Origin of the sequence: Kaistia dalseonensis (assembly GCF_030814715.1) — a bacterium.
Taxonomy (GTDB): Bacteria; Pseudomonadota; Alphaproteobacteria; order Rhizobiales; family Kaistiaceae; genus Kaistia; species Kaistia dalseonensis.
Map to the genome: position 1 here is coordinate 931,378 of NZ_JAUSVO010000001.1, position 17,864 is coordinate 949,241.

Below are 17,864 nucleotides of genomic sequence, written 5' to 3' on the forward strand. Positions count from 1 at the left end.
GCATAGGCAGGGACGTGCACAGGGACGGTCGGCGCCAATGGCTCGCGAGCACCCCTCCGACCACAAAGCGCCCGCCACCGCTATTCGTGCACCCGCCCCACCAAACGCCCTTTCATCCTGCGGCGCACCATGCTAATGACCCGCGCCAACCTCATTCATCGAACCGACTCGCCGAAGGTCTATCGTCCTCCGGTTGGTCGGTCATATTTTTAAGGACGTTGGCATGGCACAGATCATCGAGCTTTCGACCGGGCGCGAGGCGCTCACCTTCGACGACGTGCTGCTGCAGCCGGGTCATTCCTTCGTCATGCCGGGCGAGGTCGATATCCGCACCCGCCTGACGCGGCAGATCGAGCTCAACATCCCGATCATTTCCTCGGCCATGGATACGGTCACCGAATCGCGCCTCGCGATCGCGATGGCGCAGGCCGGCGGCCTCGGCGTCATCCACCGCAACCTCGAGCCGGCCGAGCAGGCCGAGGAGGTGCGCCGGGTCAAGAAGTTCGAATCCGGCATGGTGGTGAACCCGGTCACGATCGGCCCGGAGGCGACGCTCGCCGAAGCGCTGACGCTGATGAAGACCTACCGCATTTCCGGCATCCCGGTCGTCGAGGGCGCGACGTCGCCCGGCCGGCTGGTCGGCATCCTGACCAATCGCGATGTGCGCTTCGCGACCAATCCGAACCAGAAGATCTACGAGCTGATGACCCGCGAGAACCTGATCACCGTCAAGGAGACGGTGAGCCAGGACGAAGCGAAGCGCCTGCTCCATTCCAACCGCATCGAGAAGCTCGTCGTTGTCGATGACCAGTATCGCTGTGTCGGGCTGATCACCGTCAAGGACATGGAGAAATCGCAGCTCAATCCCAACGCCGCCAAGGACGAGCAGGGGCGGCTGCGCGTCGCCGCCGCCACGACGGTGGGCGATAATGGCATCGAGCGCACGGAACGGCTGATCGACGCCGGCGTCGACCTGATCGTCGTCGATACGGCGCACGGCCATTCGCAGCGCGTGCTCGATACTGTCGAGCGCGTGAAGAAGCTCTCCAACCGCGTCCAGATCATCGCCGGCAATGTCGCGACCGCCGATGGCACGCGCGCGCTGATCGACGCGGGCGCCGACGCCGTCAAGATCGGCATCGGCCCGGGCTCGATCTGCACCACGCGCGTGGTCGCCGGTGTCGGCGTGCCGCAGCTCACCGCCATCATGGAAGCCGTCGCCGTGGCGAACGATGCCGATGTGACTGTTATCGCCGATGGCGGCATCAAATATTCGGGCGATCTCGCCAAGGCGCTCGCCGCCGGCGCCAGCTGCGCGATGATCGGCTCGTTGCTCGCCGGTACGGAAGAGAGCCCCGGGGAGGTCTATCTGCACCAGGGCCGCTCGTTCAAAGCCTATCGCGGCATGGGCTCGGTCGGCGCCATGGCGCGGGGTTCGGCCGATCGCTATTTCCAGGCCGAAGTGCGCGATACGCTGAAGCTGGTGCCGGAAGGCATCGAGGGCCAGGTTCCCTATAAGGGCCCGGTCTCGGGCGTGCTTCACCAGCTCGCCGGCGGCCTGCGCGCCGCCATGGGCTATGTCGGCGCCGAAGATCTCGCCGCCTTCCGCGACCGGGCACGCTTCGTGCGCATCTCGTCGGCGGGCCTGCGCGAGAGCCACACCCACGACGTCACCATCACGCGGGAGAGCCCGAACTATCCGGGCATCGGCTGAGCCGGCATCGGGCGGGAACGAGACGGTTCCGCGCAGCGTTCCAGTGAGCGTCACCCATACCGGGCCGGCGCCCGGTATGGGGCCGAACCGTTCCCGACCCCCCTCTCGCCCAACAGGACCCGTCTCCCATGATCAAGACCGTCATCCTCTGGCCAGCCATCGCCCAGTTCGCGCTGATCGCGTTCTGCTATGTCTGGCTCGGCGCGACCCGGCAGAGAGCGGTGGCAAGCAAGGCGGTTGCGAGTACCGATTTTCCGCCCGGCGCCGATGAGCCGCGCGCCTCGGCCGAGGCGCGGCGCCATCTCGCCAACCAGTTCGAGCTGCCGCTCGTCTTCTTCGCGGTCATCGGTTTCCTGTTCATGATCGATGGCGCCTCGATCCTCGAACTGGCACTCGCCTGGGCCTTTGTGATCGCGCGCGTCGCCCACACGATCGGCGCGCTGGCCGGTCCGCTGGCGCTGCGCCATGGCGCCTTCCTCGTCGCATTCGTGCTTGTCGTTCTGCTGTGGGTCGACCTTGCTGTGCGTATCCTCTAGAAGCGCGGGATCATGACACCAGTCGCCCGAATTTCAGCCGCGATCGAAGTCCTCGACGATATCGCGAACCGCCGCCGCCCCGCCGCCGACGCTCTCAAGGATTGGGGGCTCGCGCATCGCTTTGCGGGCTCCAAGGATCGCCGCGCCATCGGCGATCTCGTCTTTGACGCGCTCCGCCACAAGAGCTCGTCCGCCTTCGCCGCCAATGGCGAGGATGGCCGCGCGATCATGCTGGGCCTGTTTCACCAGCATCGCGGGCTCGACATCGCGGCGATCGAAAAGCTCTTCTCTGGCGAGCGCTTTGCGCCCCTGCCGCTCTCCGACGAGGAGCGCGCCGCATTGGCGGAGGACCGGCTCGCCGAGGCGCCCGATTTCATCCGCGGCGACTATCCCGAATGGATCGCGCCCAATCTCGCCCGAATCTTCGGCGCCGAGGTGGTGGAGGAATTGCAGGCGCTCGCCGAGCCCGCGCCGCTCGACCTCCGCGTCAATACGCTGAAGGCCGAGCCCGACCACGCGGCGAAGGAGGTCACCGCCGAAGTCGGTCGCGCGCCCGAGCGCCCGGCGCTTTCCACGCTCTGCCTGCGCTTGCCGCTGGAGCCGGAGCGCGGCGAGCCGCACATCGCCTCGACCGAATCGTTCCTGAAGGGCCATGTCGAGATCCAGGATCTCGGCAGCCAGCTCGCGGCCGAATTCGCCGGCGCGAGGCCCGGCATGCAGGTGCTCGATTTCTGCGCCGGCGGTGGCGGCAAGACGCTGGCGCTCGCCGCCGCGATGCAGAACCACGGGCAGATCTTCGCCTATGATTCCGACCGCCGCCGCCTCGCGCCGATCCATGATCGCCTCACGCGCAGCGGCGTGCGCAACGTTCAGGTCCGCACGCCGCGCCCCAATGGCGACGTGCTCGACGATCTCGAGGGCCGCATGGACCTCGTGCTGATCGACGCGCCCTGCACGGGCACCGGCACCTGGCGCCGCAATCCCGACGCCAAATGGCGCATCCGCCCCGGCAGCCTCGCGGAGCGCAACAAGGACCAGGCGCTCGTGCTCGACGCGGCTGAGCGCTACGTCAAGAAGGGCGGCCGGCTCGTCTACATCACCTGCTCCGTGCTGGAGGAGGAGAATTCCGACCAGATCGCCGCCTTCCTCGAGACCCATCCATCCTTCGGCGTCGTTCCGCCCGCGGAGGTCGTCCATGCCTTCGAAAACGAGGCGATGACGACGATCGGTGGGGCGGCACGACTGCTCGCGCACGGCCTGCTGCTGACGCCGCGTTCCAGCGGGACGGATGGCTTCTTCGTCTCGGTGCTCACGCGCGCCGGCTGATTTCGATTGTGATTTCGGTCACGGCATGGGGCGTCCGCGCCTCGACACATCGGAAGGGCGTCTCTAGAACGGGCCCGTCACTCCGACCGAACAAGGAAACGTGAATCGCTATGGGTGGTCTGGTTAGACTGATCGTTCTTCTCATCATCATCGTCGGCGGCTACTGGGCCTATTACGCCTTTGCCGCCGCCAATCCGAATGACAGCATGGGCGTTGCGATCAACAAGCGGCTACCGGTCGCTGCGCGGCAGTTCGCCTGCCAGAAGCTGAAAGAGCGCTTCGGCGACATCCAGGCGCCGGAAGGCTGCGCCGACTTCGCCTTCTGGGCACCGGTTGCGACGGCTCCGGCCACGACGGCTCCGGCGGCGACGACGCCCTGATCGCCGCGGCGACAGCCGAACGGAAACCTTGCGATGGGCGGCTTGGCCGCCCATTTGCATTCATCGGTCCTCTGCCACGCCTTCGGGCGTCTCTTTGATTGCAGTTTGCGGCCGGATCGCTTAACCGGGGGCCATTCCCCCTCAGATGCCGGGCCGCCCTCATGAACGACAGCATTCTCATTATCGATTTCGGATCGCAGGTGACGCAGCTGATCGCGCGGCGCCTCCGCGAAACCGGCGTCTATTGTGAGATCCATCCGTTCCAGAAGGCGGAGGAGGCGTTCGAGAAGCTCAAGCCGAAGGGCGTGATCTTCTCCGGCGGGCCGGCCTCCGTCACCGATGCCGGCAGCCCGCGCGCGCCGCAGGCGGTGTTCGATGCCGAGGTGCCGATCCTCGCCATCTGCTATGGCCAGCAGACGCTGGCCCTGCAGCAGGGCGGCGAGGTCGAGGGCGGGCATGCGGCGGAGTTCGGCCGCGCAGAGGTCGAGATCAAGGAAGCGAGCCCGCTCTTCGACGGCGTCTGGGAGGTCGGCGGCCGCTATCCGGTCTGGATGAGCCATGGCGACCGGGTGACCGAGTTGCCGCCGGGCTTCAAGGTGGTGGGCACGTCGGAAAACGCGCCTTTCGCCATCGCCGTCAATGAAGAGCGGCGCATGTACACGACGATGTTCCACCCGGAGGTGGTCCATACGCCGGATGGCGCGAAGCTGCTCGCCAATTTCGCGCACCGCATCGTCGGGCTGCAGTCCGACTGGACGATGTCGGCCTATCGCGAGCAGATGATCGAGAAGATCCGCGCGCAGGTCGGCAAGGGCAGGGTGCTCTGCGCGCTTTCGGGCGGCGTCGATTCCGCCGTCGCCGCCGTGCTGATCCATGAGGCGATCGGCGAGCAGCTGACCTGCGTCTTCGTCGATCACGGGCTGATGCGCCAGGGCGAGGGCGACCAGGTCGTCTCGCTCTTCCGCGAGCATTTCAACATTCCGCTCGTCAATGTCGACGCGTCGGACCTCTTCATCGGCCAGCTCGAGGGCGTGACCGACCCCGAGGCGAAGCGCAAGATCATCGGCAAGCTCTTCATCGACGTCTTTGACGACGAGGCTAAGAAGATCGCGAGCGACGGCCGCGGCGCGCCGCAATTCCTCGCCCAGGGCACGCTCTATCCCGACGTGATCGAGAGCGTCTCCTTCTCGGGCGGACCGTCGGTCACGATCAAGTCGCACCACAATGTCGGCGGCCTGCCGGCGCGCATGAACATGCAGCTGGTCGAGCCGCTGCGCGAACTGTTCAAGGACGAGGTGAGGGCGCTCGGCCGCGAGCTCGGCCTGCCCGATTTCTTCGTCGGCCGTCATCCCTTTCCGGGCCCGGGCCTAGCCATCCGCCTGCCCGGCGGCGTCACCCGCGAGAAGCTCGATATCCTCCGGAAGGCCGATGCGATCTATCTCGACGAGATCCGCAAGGCCGGCCTTTACGACACGATCTGGCAAGCCTTCGCCGTGCTGCTGCCGGTGCAGACCGTCGGCGTGATGGGCGACGGCCGCACCTATGACAGCGTCTGCGCGCTCCGCGCCGTGACCTCGGTCGACGGCATGACGGCCGATTTCTTCCCCTACGACATGAACTTCCTCGGCCGAGCCGCAACCCGCATCATCAACGAGGTCAAAGGCATCAACCGCGTCGTCTACGACGTGACGAGCAAGCCGCCGGGGACGATCGAGTGGGAATGAAATGATGTGGTTCGCAGCGTTTCGCGAACTATCGCCATATCCTAATAACTAGCTGAACTAAAACAAAAAATCAAGCCTTCACTATCGGAGCCTATCGCCCTTAAGCGACGGGTTCTGACGGTGCGTGCGACGGTATGCGTTTTTTGCGTCCCGCCAGATTTTCACCCTACCGTCAGGCCAAAAACCGAAGCGATCCGTTAAAAATCAAGCTAATAGTCTGATATACAAGGGTTATTCTCAACGATTGACGGTATCAGATTTGACGGTAAAATTGACCTCGAAAAAGGCATTTTCGATCGTCAACGAGGCCGTACCCATGCTCACTGACATGGCCATCAAGAGGCTGAAACCAAAGGATAAATTGTACAAGGTGGCTGACCGTGACGGTATGTACGTTTCCGTCGCCACGACAGGCCAAATCACCTTCCGGTACGACTACCGTCTGAACGGCCGCCGGGAGACGCTGACGATTGGCCCCTACGGCTCTGATGGCCTCACGCTCGCCGAAGCGCGCGAACGCTGCATAGCCGCTCGCAAGCTGGTGGCGGAGGGGCTTTCTCCGGCTCACGAGAAACAGCGTGACAAGCGGCGCAAGGCCATGGAGCGCAGCTTCGGCGCGGTGAGCGGCATATGGATCAAGGAAGCGCGCATGGCGGAAAGCACCCGCTCGATGCGCAAGGCCATCCTCGATCGCGATATTCTCCCTGCCTGGAAGAACCGCCTTCTGACCGAGGTGACGCCGGACGATCTCCGACAGCTCTGCGCCAAGGTGAAGGAGCGCGGCGCCCCTGCAACCGCCATCCACGCCCGCGACATCGTCAAACAGATCTTCGCCTTCGCCATCCTGCACGGCGAGAAAGTGCCGAACCCGGCCGACGAGGTCGGGCCAGCCTCGATCGCGACCTTCCAGCCGAAGGACCGGGCGCTATCGCCGGCTGAGATCACGATCATGCTGCAGCAGGTCGAGCACGTGCCGACCCTGCCGACCATCCGCCTCGGCCTGCGTCTGATCCTGCTCACCATGGTCCGCAAGAGCGAACTGCAGGACGCCATCTGGGACGAGGTGGATTTCGAAAACGCCGTCTGGACCATTCCGAAGGAGCGCATGAAGCGGTCGAAGGCGCACAACGTCTATCTCTCGCAACAGTCGCTCGACATCCTGATTGCGCTCAAGACCTGCGCCGGCAACTCGCGCTATCTGCTGCCGTCCCGCTACGACGCCGATGCCCCCATGTCGCGCGCGACCTTCAATCGCGTGACCACGGCCGTTGTGGTGCGGGCGAAGAAGGAGGGGCTGCCTCTGGAGCCGTTCACGGTCCACGACCTGCGCCGGACAGGCTCGACGCTGTTGAACGAGATGGGGTTCAACAGCGACTGGATCGAGAAGTGCCTCGCCCATGAGGACGGGCGCTCATCGCGCGGCGTCTACAACAAGGCGGAATACGAACCGCAACGGCGACACATGCTCCAGGAATGGGCCGACATGATCGATGCCTGGGTGAACGGAGTGAAGCGGGCGCCTACGTTGTTACCGCCGTCGATGGTGCTTATAGGGGCGGAAGCGGCGCGTTGATCGATGACCTCCTAGTTGCCGTGCCGAGATCAGCGGTAGGGTCAGAGCCAGATGAGCACGACATGTATGCTATAGCCCTCCAACGCCGCACAACTTCAATGATCGGCAGAACTCGAATGCGCGCTGTCCATCGCCTTCTGGCCGGTCAAACGTAACGCTGCCTGCGCTACGAGGCGGGCGATACGGTCCGACAACTCCGGGTCCGATACGGCTCGGGCAAGCGTAACGCCTCCGCTCAACATGGCGAGCAGCACGATCGCCTGATCTTGTTGCGAGCCGATGGGCGTGCCCGGGGCATCACTTTCCGGCAAACCTGCGGCGAGCTCGTCGACGAGGCGCTTCAACTCCGCCGTATAAGCAGCGCGCGTATCGTCATCGGCGCGCATCACATCGGTGGACAGGCTCGGCAAGGCACAGCTTTCGCCAAGATCGCAGGTCCGTTTGTAACCAAGATAGAAGCCCACGAAGGTCGTCAGCCAATTCGTCCGGTCGCTGCCCTTGAGCGCTGCAATCCCTTGCCGCAACTCTTCCAGGCCCGACAACACGGCGGTGCGGAAGGCTTCGCTCTTGGTCTTGAAGTGCCCATAGAAGGCGCCGTTGGTGACGCCTGCGGCCTTGGTCAAGGCTTCGATGCCGCCGCCGCCATAGCCCTCCTCTCGAAAAACCCGGCCCGCCGCCGCCACGATCCTGGCTTTGGTCTCCTGTTTATGTTCCGGGCTGTAGCGCATGGCCGTCCTCATTAAGAGTGATCGCTCTTTATCTCTTGCATAGAGAGTGATCCATGTTTATGGATAGAGAGTGTTCGGTATATATCAAGTGCCGTTCCCGTTCAAACGAGGAGAACCCTATGCCCATTACGCTCACCGTGCCCGAAGGGCTGCTATCGCCACAGGCCCAGGCCGAGGCCTTTTCCGGGCTGACAGACGCGCTACTCGAAATCTCGGGGCTGACCGGCAATGCCTTCATGACGGCCAACATCGTTGGCTCGATCAATGTGTTGCCCAGGGAACATATACTTGCCGGTGGCAGGGTGGCGGCGGCCGCTTTTGTCGAACTCAAGCTCCCCGAGATCGCGCTGGCGACGCCTGAGGCGAAAAGCGCTTTCATCGAGAGGGCAACGGATATCGTCGAAAAGGCAGCCGGGGGACGGCTGAAGCGGGAGCATATCTGGTCGAACATCGTCTACGCTCCCGAAGGAGCTTGGGGCATCGCCGGCCGCAGCTACGACAATGCCAGCTTGGTCGAGGCCATAGTGGGCGGCGGCATCGCCCCGTAGCGTTTCGCATCGCTGAATTCTCTAGAGCAACGTGCATTCATCGGAGCGCACGTTGCTCTGGACTGCGAGACGCGAAGATTTCGCGGTCCGTTAGCCTAACGGAGGTCCTGCCATGCAGCTTGCCAACTATCTGTTTTTCACGACCCAGTGCGAAGCAGCACTCGACTTCTATACCGCATGTGGCCTTGGTCGGGTCACGGCGCTCATGCGGCATGGCGACCACGGAGTGCCGCTCGCCAGCGACGGTATGCGCGGCAAGGTCATGCACGCCCGCTTCGAGGGGCCTGGGCTTCTGTTCTTCGCTTCGGACAATCACGATGCCGAGCCGATGCGAGGCTCCGCTCACATGCTCATCATGGACGATCGCGCCTCGACAGACAGATTGTTCGCAGCGCTTGCCGATGGCGGCAAGATCACCACGCGGCTCGCAGTGCAGCCGTGGGGGAGTTATTACGGCAAGTTCACTGATCGATTCGGCGTCCAATGGATGCTGGACTGTCCATTGTAGCCTGCCGTGTGATAGCCATGCGGTGATAGGAGTGCATGTAGCTGTCGCGCAGAATATCGCGCTATAGCGCGCAATCGGCGGGGGTGGCGGACTGCGAGGGATTGGAACTTCCACGCATAAGTGGTTCGACTTCCGTTGACATGAAGGAAGGCGTTCGCGCCGGCGCCTCTCAAATCCGATTAAGAGGTGTCTTGACCGGTCGCGTGCGCCGTTGGTGAACATCCGGCGCTGGTGCTTTGCGCACGATATCCGCCTCCGACGCGCGGCGTCGTTCGACGAGCCAAATCTCGACCTCGGACAAATCCCAAACCACGCAGCGCGGCGTTAGGAAGAAGCGCTTGGGAAACTCGCCGCGCTGTTCCATCTCGTAGATCGTCGTGTCAGCGAGTGGCACGACTTTGCGAAGCTCTGGGCGACGGATCACGCGCTTTGACAGATCGGCGGGGGGCCGAAACCGCTTGGAGCTGCTCTCGGCAGGCTCTTTGGCGGGTGGCTGCAAGGTGTCTAAGGCCAGGGTCCGATCTTCTCGAGAAATCGTCTGTTCGCGTTTCATGTCGATCGCCTTCGATTGCAGTGGAATGACTGCGACAAAGGTGAAACATTTTGGTCATTCATTGAAGACTCCGGGCGTTGGCGTGCGGGAAACGGCGGCCATCGCGCGGGAATCGGAAGGCAATCGCGAGCGACACTAGACGCCTTCTTCCCAAAAGCCCGGCGCATCCTTTCCTGAGCGAACTGTGCCTGCGGCCTTCGATCATTCCCTCTCGACGAGTTCCGGTAACGCTGGCCGCCGCCGCGGCGCGGTCAAGCCTGGCCCGCACCAGACCGAGTAGGGCCTGACCGCGCCGCTCGATTGCGCCGGCCGAACGCCTCCTCGCCCTCGATCGGAGGGTGACATCGAATGGAGGCCGACATGGCCGCAGCACTCATCACTGACGAACTTTACGCCCGGCTTCTCGCCAATGGTGCTCGCAGCGCCGCCGGCGAGGACATCGATCCGCGCCCCGTCGTCAAGCTCTTCACACCGGACGCCGGCGCCACCTGGCTTCTCACCGAAGCCGATCCCGAAGACCCCGATCGTCTGTTCGGCCTCTGCGATCTCGGCCTTGGCGAGCCCGAACTCGGCTATGTCAGCCTTGCCGAAATCCGCAGGGTGCGCGGACGGCTCCGGCTTCCGGTTGAGCGTGACCTCCACTTCAGGGCTGAGCATCCCTTGAGCTGGTACACTCAGCGCGCTCGCCAATCCGGCAGGATCGCCACCGACTGACGATCGCAGCCGCGCCCCGCCTTCGGGCCGGGCGCTGGGTCGTGCTCATGAAGAAAGACGGCGATCAGGATGCGCGGCTTTCAGGTTCTACGGCTTTGTACATCCTGATCCGGTCATCATTCCCGGCCCTCGCTTTCGCTCGCACCGGTCGGGTGCTTGGGAGCGCTGCCCCTGGCGCGGTGCAAGGGATCGCTGACGCTCGGCCGAGACGGTTTCCCCGGCCTTCCGCGCGGATGCGTGTTTCGCACCCCGCTCATAGCTTCGATCCGCTTGTGCAGGCCGGGTGATCCCCCTCCGTCCCGGCCGCCCTTGCACTTTACACCCCCGGTCTCGGCGACGGCCAGGGTTGCAGCGCAGCGCTGCGCTCCAACCCAAGCCAAAGGATCAAGACCATGACCGACACAGTCGAAACCATCGCCACGGTTCTCGAAACTTCCGCCACCGAGAATGGCGCGGTGCTGTTCGTGCCGTTGAACAAGCTCAAGAAGTCGCCCCGCAACGCCCGCAAGACCCCGCACGGCGAAGCCCATATCGAGGCGCTGGCGGCCAGCATCGCCGCCAAGGGGATGCTGCAAAATCTGGTGGTGGAGCCTGAGACGAACGCGGGCGGCGAGCCGACCGGCAGCTATTTCGTGACCATCGGCGAAGGCCGGAGGCTCGCGCAAATGCTGCGCGTGAAGCGCAAGCAGATCAAGAAGTCGGAGCCGATCCGCTGCGTTCTGGATACCGAGAACGATGCGACAGAGATCAGCCTCGACGAGAATGTTACCCGCGAGGCCATGCATCCCGCCGACCAGTTCGAGCGCTTCCGAGAACTGGCGGACAATCGCGGATGGGGCGCGGAGGAAATCGCCGCCCGGGTTCGGCGTCAGCGCCCATGTCGTCAGGCAGCGGCTTCGCCTCGGCGCGGTCAGCCCAAAGCTGATGCAGGTCTATCGGGACGGCGGTTTGTCGCTGGACCAGTTGATGGCGTTTGCCATCACCGAGGACCATGACCGGCAGGAGCAGGTCTACGAGACCCTGTCGTGGAACCGTGAGCTTTCCACCATCCGGCGCGACCTGACCAAGATGAATGTCGCGGCGACCGACCGGCGCGCGATCTTCGTCGGCGCGGACGCCTATGCGGAGGCGGGCGGCACCGATTCTCAGCGCCCAGAATGCTGGCCAGCCGGTGCCGACACCGGGGATCGCGGCGCCCAATCCGGGGATCAGTCAGGAAGAGCAGCGCCGCATTCAGGAGTCGGAGGCCGCGCGGACGGCACGTCTCTTTGCTTCGACCGAGACACGACCGGCCAACACCGCCGTGCCGCAGCCGCAAGCGGCGGTCACGCCGCAGGCGGACCTTGCCAGCCTCGGACTCGCGCCACCGCCCGCGACGCCTTCCGCGCAGGATCGTCAGCTCGCATTTCTGAACCAAGCACCCGACAAGCGCACCGTCTCCCCTGATCGTGTCGCCGCTCCCGCGTCGGCCAATGTACTTCAGGCCGGGGCGGTGATCGCGGCTGCGCTCATCACCGGCATCCGCTCCGATCTTCCCGGCCAGATCACCGCGCAGGTGACGGAGAACGTCTATGACAGCCCGACCGGGCGCATTCTGCTCGTGCCGCAGGGCACGCGGATCGTCGGGCAGTACGACAACGGCGTTGGCTTCGGTCAGCGCCGCGTGCTGCTCGTCTGGAACCGGCTGATCTTCCCCAATGGCCGCTCGATCGTGTTGGAGCGCCAGCCGGGCGTGGACGCCGAGGGCTATGCCGGGCTCGAAGATGGCGTCGACTACCATTGGGGTGAGCTGTTCAAGGCCGCGGCGTTGTCGACGCTGCTCAGCGTCGGCGCTCAATCCTGATCGTCGAGCAATGACAGCGACATCATCCGCGCGCTGCGCAACGGCGCATCCGACAGCATCAACCAGACCGGCCAGCAGATCGTGCAGCGCCAGCTCAACATCGCCCCGACGCTGACCATCCGGCCAGGCTTCCCCGTCCGCGTGATCGTCACCCGCGATCTCATGCTTGAGCCCTATGGAGGTTGACATGGCAAAGCTGGAACTCGGCCCGATCGCCGACGACAAGCCGATGAAGGTTACGTTGGGGCTTCCCGCCAGCCTGCATCGCGACCTGACCGCTTATGCTGAGATTCTCGCCCGCGAGGCAGGCCAAGCCGCAGCCGATCCCTTTCGCCTGATCGCACCCATGCTGGAACGGTTCATGGCAACGGATCGGGGCTTCTCAAAAGGGAGAAAAGGGCGGAAGCCCATCGCTTGAACTGGATACTGCCCCTTTCGGCAACGCAACACGGTTGATGCAGATTTTCAGTTTGAGGAACGCTCTAATCCGGTTGACATTCTGTCTGGGGTTTTCTAGTTTGAGGAATGCTCGAACTCAGAGAAATATCCGGCATCTATTCCGGCCTGGCGGTTCAAGAGGGTGGCAGTGGAACCGCGCGCTTTGTGCGGTTATCCGACCTGTCCGACTTGAGGTCTGGCCGTGACGCCAAACTTGCGACCGGCGAACCGCCGGCGGTCGCCAGGGCATTACCAATAGAGGAAGGCGACCTGATCGTCGCAGCGCGCGGTGCTACAACTGACATTTGTCAGGCTGCTCACTCGTGGCTCGGCGCCTTCATTTCCCTGGATCTCTATCTGGTTCGTCCCGACCCCTCGAAGGTTGATCCCGGCTATCTGGCGGCCTTTCTCGATCTTCCCGCGACGCAGGCAGCGTTCTCCGGCAACAAGCAGGGCACCGGGCTCGCTCGGCTGCCCAAGGAAGCTCTCGACAAGCTTGCCGTTCCACTTCCACCGATGCCGACGCAGAGATTGATCGCCGAGCTGGCGCGGTCCTTTCACGACGAGGCCGCCCTTCTGCAACGCCTCGCCAACCTCAATTCCCTTCTTGGTCGTGAGGCCCTTGCGCGCGCCTTCCGCGCGGCCACCACGATCCAAAATTCATAGGAGACGTCATGCCCACCCTTCAGCAAGAAGACATTCTTTCGGCCGTTTGGCGCGCCTGCGACACCTTCCGCGGCGCTGTCGATGCCACGCAGTACAAGGACTATGTGCTCACCGCGCTCTTCCTGAAGTACATCAGCGACGTGCGCCGCAAGCACGTTGAAGAGTTCCGCCGCGAATTTGGTGGCGATGAACTCCGCATCCAGCGCCGCCTGGATCGCGAACGCTTCAAGCTGCCGACCGTGGAGCTGAAGAACAGCAAGACCAACGAGGTCGAGGAAAGCTTTCTAGGTGACTTCTACAGCCTCCATGAACGTCGCGGGCGCGACAACATCGGCGAGCTGATCAACATCGTCTTGGACGCGATCGAAAAGGCCAACGAAGGCAAACTCGGCGGCCTTTTCCGAGCGATCGACTTCAACTCGGAGACGAATCTGGGTCAGACGAAGGACCGCAACCGGCGGCTGAAGACACTGCTGGAGGACTTTGCCAAACCGGGTCTCGATCTGTCGGAGACGTCCGAGGATATCCTCGGCGACGCCTACATCTTCCTGATCGAGCGTTTCGCGTCGGACGCGGGCAAGAAGGCGGGCGAGTTCTTCACGCCGCGCAAGGTGTCGGAGGTCGTCGCCAAGCTCGCCAATCCGAAGTCCGGCGACCGAATTTGCGATCCGGCCTGCGGCTCGGGCTCGCTGCTGCTGCGCGCCGGCGAGGAGGTGCCTGACGGCAACTTCCAGCTTTTCGGCCAGGAGTCGAACGGCAGCACGCGCTCGCTGGCCCGACTCAACATGCTTTTGCATGCTCAGGACAGCGCGCGTATCGACTGGTGCGACACGCTCAACTCGCCGACGTTGATCGAAAGCGATCATCTGATGCGGTTCGACGTGGTGGTCGCCAATCCGCCGTTCAGTCTCGACAAGTGGTGGGGCAATACGGATTCGGAAGGGAATGCGCTTCCCGACCCCTACAAGCGCTTCACCCCGCACATGCCGCCCAAGAGCCGCGGCGATTACGCCTTCATCCTGCACATGCTTGCGATCACGCGGCCGACGGTCGGGCGCATGGCGGTCGTCGCCCCGCATGGTGTGCTTTTCCGCTCCGGCGCCGAAGGCAAAATCCGCGAGAAGCTGATCCGGGACAATCTTCTCGATGCTGTGATCGGACTGCCGGCGCAGCTGTTCCCGACCACCGGCATTCCCGTCTGCATCATGGTGTTCGACAAATCGCGCGAGACGGACGGACTGCGCTCGCACGAGAGAGGCATTCTGTTCATTGACGCCAGCCGAGATTTCGAGCCGGGCAAGAAGCAGAACCGGCTGACCGACGACAACGTGAAGACGATCGTCGAGACCTATCGCAGCCGTGCGGAGATCGAGCGCTATTCGTACAAAGCGACGTTCGAGGAGATCGAGGCCAACGGCTTCAATCTCAACATCCCGCGTTACGTCGATACCTTCGAACCGGAGCCTGAAGTCGACCTCCAGGCGGTACAGGACGAAATCCGTGACCTCGAAGGCCAGCTCGCCGAGACGCGCAAGAAGATGAACGCCTACCTGAAGGATCTCGGCATCGATGTATAGTGGTCGTTCATATGTGCTGAGGTCTTGCCGATGATTACGCATTACGGATTATTCTGGTCGTCAGCTGATGTTTTGTGGGCAGGAAAGAAGGGCGATGCCGGCCATCTCCGGGGGCGAGAACGCGTCCAACTGGAGCGACGGGGGCGGCCTACAAAGGAGGAGTATGACAATTCGAGCGAGTACTCGAATTGGATAGGTGTCTATTGTCTCTACAGAGACTCGCGACTTGTCTATGTCGGTGAAGCTGGGCTTGGTAATGAGGCCAACCTATTTCAGCGCTTAAAGCAACATCGCACTGATCATTTGGCTGAGTGGTGGGATGAGTTCTCTTGGTTCGGGTGCCCGCCAACGTCAAAGACATCAAAAATAACAGTCGGCGATGCATTTGCGCAGCTTGAAGCGGTCTTGATTGCGGTTACGAACCCAGGCTTCAATAAGCAAAGTGGTACGTTCAGGGATGCAATTCAAGTATTTCAAGTACCTCATAAGAACGCGGAAGGTGACATCGTCACCAAGCTGGGTCGGCTGATGGCGAAGCTTGAGGAGATCGAAACCAAGGTGACACCCAGGCCGGAGCCGAAGAAGCGCGGAAGAAAGCCGAAGGCGGCGATCGATGAATGACATCTCACGATCCCGGCGCGGACGCACCTTGAAGCTCTATTTGGTCGACGGCTCGCCATCCGGTGTCATCACGGCTGAACTCGGCATCTCCTCGGTGCGCGCCGCCGTCGCCTCTCGCACGGCTCTGCCTGATCTGATCCGGCGGGAAGAGGCCTCGCGCACCGGAATCTATCTCCTCGTCGGACCGGACCCGGATTTGCCGGGTCGACAGCTCGTCTATGTCGGCGAGGGCGATCAGGTGAAGACCCGTCTGGCCGCGCATGACGGCGACGAGTCGAAGGAGTTCTTTACGCGGGCGGTCTTGGTTGTTTCCAAGGACGAGAACCTGACCAAGGCCCACGGCCGATATCTGGAAAGCCGGATCATCGCCGCTATTCGCAACGCAGGCCGTGCCAAGCTGGTCAATGGTACCGAACCGCCGTTCAAGGGGCTGCCGGAGCCTGAAATCGCTGACATGGAGCGCGTGCTCGACGAGGTCGAGATTCTGTTGCCCGTGCTCGGGTTCGATGTGCTGCGGCCGGCAGGACAGGAGGCAGGAGATCAATCCGCATTGGGAGGGACGCCAGCCAAAGTCCATTCGGTCGAGGCCGACAAGAGCACGGGCCCCCAACTCGGAAACTCGCCTCTGGAATCCGGAGAAGGTCCAACCTTCATTGCAAGCATTAAGAAGGCTCGGGCGAAAGCCGTGGAGCGCGCCGGTGAGTTTGTCGTATTCGCAGGATCAACGGCTTACCGCGACTTTCAGGAGTCGTTGTCGTACCCGCTTCGCAGTCTTCGCCAAGCCCTCCAGGAAAGTGGTGCGCTGACGCCGGACGCCGATCCTGACCTTCTGCGGTTCACACAAGACGTGAGTTTCGGAAGCCCTTCCGCTGCATCTTCGATGATCGGTGGGTACTCCGACAGCGGTCCAAGGACCTGGAAGCTCGAGAAAACAGGGCAGAGCTACGGCGATTGGCGTAAGCGCAGGATCAGCGAAGGGGGTGGAGCGTGAGCGGCATCATCCCGAAAGGCTGGAAAACTCTCGAGCTTGACGAGATAGCCTTTGTTCAGACTGGCATTGCCATCAATGGCGAGCCGGATCGAACCAACCCGATCCGCTTGCCGTATTTGCGCGTCGCAAACGTTCAGGACGGTCATATCGATCTATCTGAAGTCAAATACATCACGGTCAGCGAACATCAAGTCGCGCGGTATGCCTTGCAAGTCGGCGATGTGCTGATGACCGAAGGCGGTGACTTTGACAAGCTCGGTCGGGGAGCCGTCTGGAATGGACAAATTGCGCCCTGTCTCCACCAGAACCACGTATTCGCTGTGCGGCCGGATCAAGCGCAGGTTCTGTCAGCGTTCCTTGCGGCTTATTGCGAGAGCGCTGCCGGGAAGCGGTATTTTTTGAGCTGCTCGAAGCAGACGACGAACCTCGCCAGCATCAATTCAACTCAACTGAAGGAAATGCCCATCGTTGTTCCGCCACTTCGGGAGCAGCAGCGTATCGTTATGGCGCTTAACGCCTGGGATCACGCCATCGATCAAACTGAACGGCTGATTACCGCTAAGCGAATTGAGTTCAATGCGTTATACGAGTCTCTCATCGGAGTGGGGCGCAGGAATGCTAAGCTTGAGACGAAGTGGATCCAGAAGAAGCTTGGCGATGTTATTTTTCTTTCAAGCGGTCAGCATGTTGCGTCAGCTCTAGTAAATGATGCTGGTCTCGGGACGCCGTATCTTACGGGGCCATCGGATTTTGCCATTGCACATCCGCTCGCAACTGCCTGGGTGGAAGTGCCCCCAGTCGTTTGTTCGGAGGGAGATATTCTCGTTACGGTGAAGGGGTCAGGCGTTGGCACGATGTCAATCGCGGATCAAAGCTACTGCATCAGCCGCCAGCTGATGGCCATAACACCGAAATCCGTTGATGCAGGGTTTCTGTTTTTCGTATCAGAGAGAGAGATTTCGAACAGAGCTCGGAATGCGCATGGCCTTATCCCGCAGCTAACAAGACAAGATATTTGCGACATTACGATCGAACTCCCTGATCTGGCAGATCAAGTCCAAATATCTAGGGTCCTATACTGCGTTAGAGAGCAAGTGAACGCCCTCACTCTGCTAGTTGATCGCCTCACTAAACAAAAACGCGGCCTGATGCAAAAGCTGCTCACGGGTGAGTGGCGGCTCGACGAGCGCTTCGATGCTGAAGCCTTGAGCCCGCATGCGTCGAACGTCGGAGGGCACTCATGACATTCGAGGTCACTTGCGACGAAGCCCAATCCGATCTGTTCACGTCGTCCGGTCTACGGCGTTGCGGCAGGCCGGACGGGAGGACGCCGATTTGCTACGCTGGCCCGGCGTCCCAAGCCTCGATAGACGCGGTGCCGCTGGGCACCGGGTTCGAGGCAAGTATATATCCGATACCGCTTG

17 protein-coding genes and 2 pseudogenes are annotated in these 17,864 nt (G+C 62.5%); 17 read left to right on the top strand and 2 right to left on the bottom strand.

The window, feature by feature from the left end; translation table 11 throughout:
* The first annotated feature begins 223 nt into the window (after positions 1-223).
* The 6 genes from guaB to QO014_RS04270 all read left to right on the top strand — a co-directional run bounded on the left by guaB (position 224) and on the right by QO014_RS04270 (position 7,253).
* A complete protein-coding gene (guaB, locus tag QO014_RS04245; RefSeq protein ID WP_266347380.1) occupies positions 224-1,714 on the top strand; it encodes an IMP dehydrogenase in 1,491 nt (496 codons plus the stop codon).
* A gap of 128 nt (positions 1,715-1,842) precedes the next feature.
* Positions 1,843-2,250 carry an MAPEG family protein gene (locus QO014_RS04250; RefSeq protein ID WP_266347381.1) on the top strand — a complete coding sequence of 136 codons (408 nt, stop codon included), beginning with the start codon at positions 1,843-1,845 and terminating at the stop codon, positions 2,248-2,250.
* 12 nt (positions 2,251-2,262) lie between these two features.
* Complete coding sequence (locus tag QO014_RS04255; RefSeq protein ID WP_266347382.1) at positions 2,263-3,576, top strand: RsmB/NOP family class I SAM-dependent RNA methyltransferase; 1,314 nt, start codon at positions 2,263-2,265, stop codon at positions 3,574-3,576.
* 110 nt (positions 3,577-3,686) lie between these two features.
* The gene (locus QO014_RS04260) at positions 3,687-3,956 is read left to right on the top strand and encodes a hypothetical protein (RefSeq protein WP_266347383.1); all 270 of its coding nucleotides are present in this window, start codon (positions 3,687-3,689) and stop codon (positions 3,954-3,956) included.
* A gap of 161 nt (positions 3,957-4,117) precedes the next feature.
* Complete coding sequence (guaA, locus tag QO014_RS04265) at positions 4,118-5,680, top strand: glutamine-hydrolyzing GMP synthase (RefSeq protein ID WP_266347384.1); 1,563 nt, start codon at positions 4,118-4,120, stop codon at positions 5,678-5,680.
* Positions 5,681-5,996: 316 nt separating this feature from the next.
* Positions 5,997-7,253 (top strand): tyrosine-type recombinase/integrase, encoded by a 1,257-nt coding sequence (locus tag QO014_RS04270; RefSeq protein WP_266347791.1) that lies wholly within the window; start codon positions 5,997-5,999, stop codon positions 7,251-7,253.
* A gap of 95 nt (positions 7,254-7,348) precedes the next feature.
* On the opposite strand, the gene QO014_RS04275 is transcribed toward QO014_RS04270, so the two are convergent.
* The gene (locus QO014_RS04275) at positions 7,349-7,981 is read right to left on the bottom strand and encodes a TetR/AcrR family transcriptional regulator (RefSeq protein ID WP_266347385.1); all 633 of its coding nucleotides are present in this window, start codon (positions 7,979-7,981) and stop codon (positions 7,349-7,351) included.
* Between the two features lie 119 nt (positions 7,982-8,100).
* Between QO014_RS04275 and QO014_RS04280 the strand changes: the two genes are divergently transcribed.
* Entirely contained in the window at positions 8,101-8,529 is a 429-nt protein-coding gene (locus tag QO014_RS04280) for a tautomerase family protein (RefSeq protein ID WP_266347792.1), read from the top strand.
* Between the two features lie 112 nt (positions 8,530-8,641).
* A complete protein-coding gene (locus QO014_RS04285) occupies positions 8,642-9,037 on the top strand; it encodes a VOC family protein (RefSeq protein ID WP_266347386.1) in 396 nt (131 codons plus the stop codon).
* A 169-nt stretch (positions 9,038-9,206) separates the two neighbouring features.
* Here the strand turns inward: QO014_RS04285 and QO014_RS04290 are convergent, their stop codons facing one another.
* Positions 9,207-9,590 (bottom strand): helix-turn-helix transcriptional regulator, encoded by a 384-nt coding sequence (locus QO014_RS04290; protein WP_307257544.1) that lies wholly within the window; start codon positions 9,588-9,590, stop codon positions 9,207-9,209.
* A gap of 360 nt (positions 9,591-9,950) precedes the next feature.
* On the opposite strand from QO014_RS04290, the gene QO014_RS04295 reads away from it, so the two are divergent.
* The 9 genes and pseudogenes from QO014_RS04295 to QO014_RS04335 all read left to right on the top strand — a co-directional run bounded on the left by QO014_RS04295 (position 9,951) and on the right by QO014_RS04335 (position 17,684).
* Positions 9,951-10,304, top strand: coding sequence for a DUF2958 domain-containing protein (locus QO014_RS04295; protein WP_266347387.1), 354 nt, complete (start codon positions 9,951-9,953; stop codon positions 10,302-10,304).
* A 392-nt stretch (positions 10,305-10,696) separates the two neighbouring features.
* Positions 10,697-11,444: pseudogene (locus QO014_RS04300) on the top strand (ParB/RepB/Spo0J family partition protein); the annotation flags it as partial.
* Positions 11,443-12,333: pseudogene (locus tag QO014_RS04305) on the top strand (TraB/TrbI/VirB10 family type IV secretion system protein); the annotation flags it as partial. The pseudogenes QO014_RS04300 and QO014_RS04305, both read left to right, overlap by 2 nt.
* Before the next feature lies 1 nt (position 12,334).
* The gene (locus QO014_RS04310; protein WP_266347388.1) at positions 12,335-12,565 is read left to right on the top strand and encodes a DUF2274 domain-containing protein; all 231 of its coding nucleotides are present in this window, start codon (positions 12,335-12,337) and stop codon (positions 12,563-12,565) included.
* A gap of 107 nt (positions 12,566-12,672) precedes the next feature.
* Entirely contained in the window at positions 12,673-13,251 is a 579-nt protein-coding gene (locus QO014_RS04315; RefSeq protein ID WP_266347389.1) for a restriction endonuclease subunit S, read from the top strand.
* An 8-nt stretch (positions 13,252-13,259) separates the two neighbouring features.
* A complete protein-coding gene (locus tag QO014_RS04320; RefSeq protein ID WP_266347390.1) occupies positions 13,260-14,828 on the top strand; it encodes a type I restriction-modification system subunit M in 1,569 nt (522 codons plus the stop codon).
* Positions 14,829-14,858: 30 nt separating this feature from the next.
* Positions 14,859-15,449: a GIY-YIG nuclease family protein gene (locus QO014_RS04325; RefSeq protein ID WP_266347391.1), complete on the top strand. Its 591-nt coding sequence runs from the start codon at positions 14,859-14,861 to the stop codon at positions 15,447-15,449.
* Entirely contained in the window at positions 15,442-16,440 is a 999-nt protein-coding gene (locus QO014_RS04330; RefSeq protein WP_266347392.1) for a DUF4357 domain-containing protein, read from the top strand. Before QO014_RS04325 ends, QO014_RS04330 begins: the two co-directional genes overlap by 8 nt.
* A complete protein-coding gene (locus tag QO014_RS04335; RefSeq protein ID WP_266347393.1) occupies positions 16,437-17,684 on the top strand; it encodes a restriction endonuclease subunit S in 1,248 nt (415 codons plus the stop codon). The genes QO014_RS04330 and QO014_RS04335 overlap by 4 nt, the downstream gene beginning before the upstream one ends.
* Positions 17,685-17,864 lie beyond the last annotated feature (180 nt).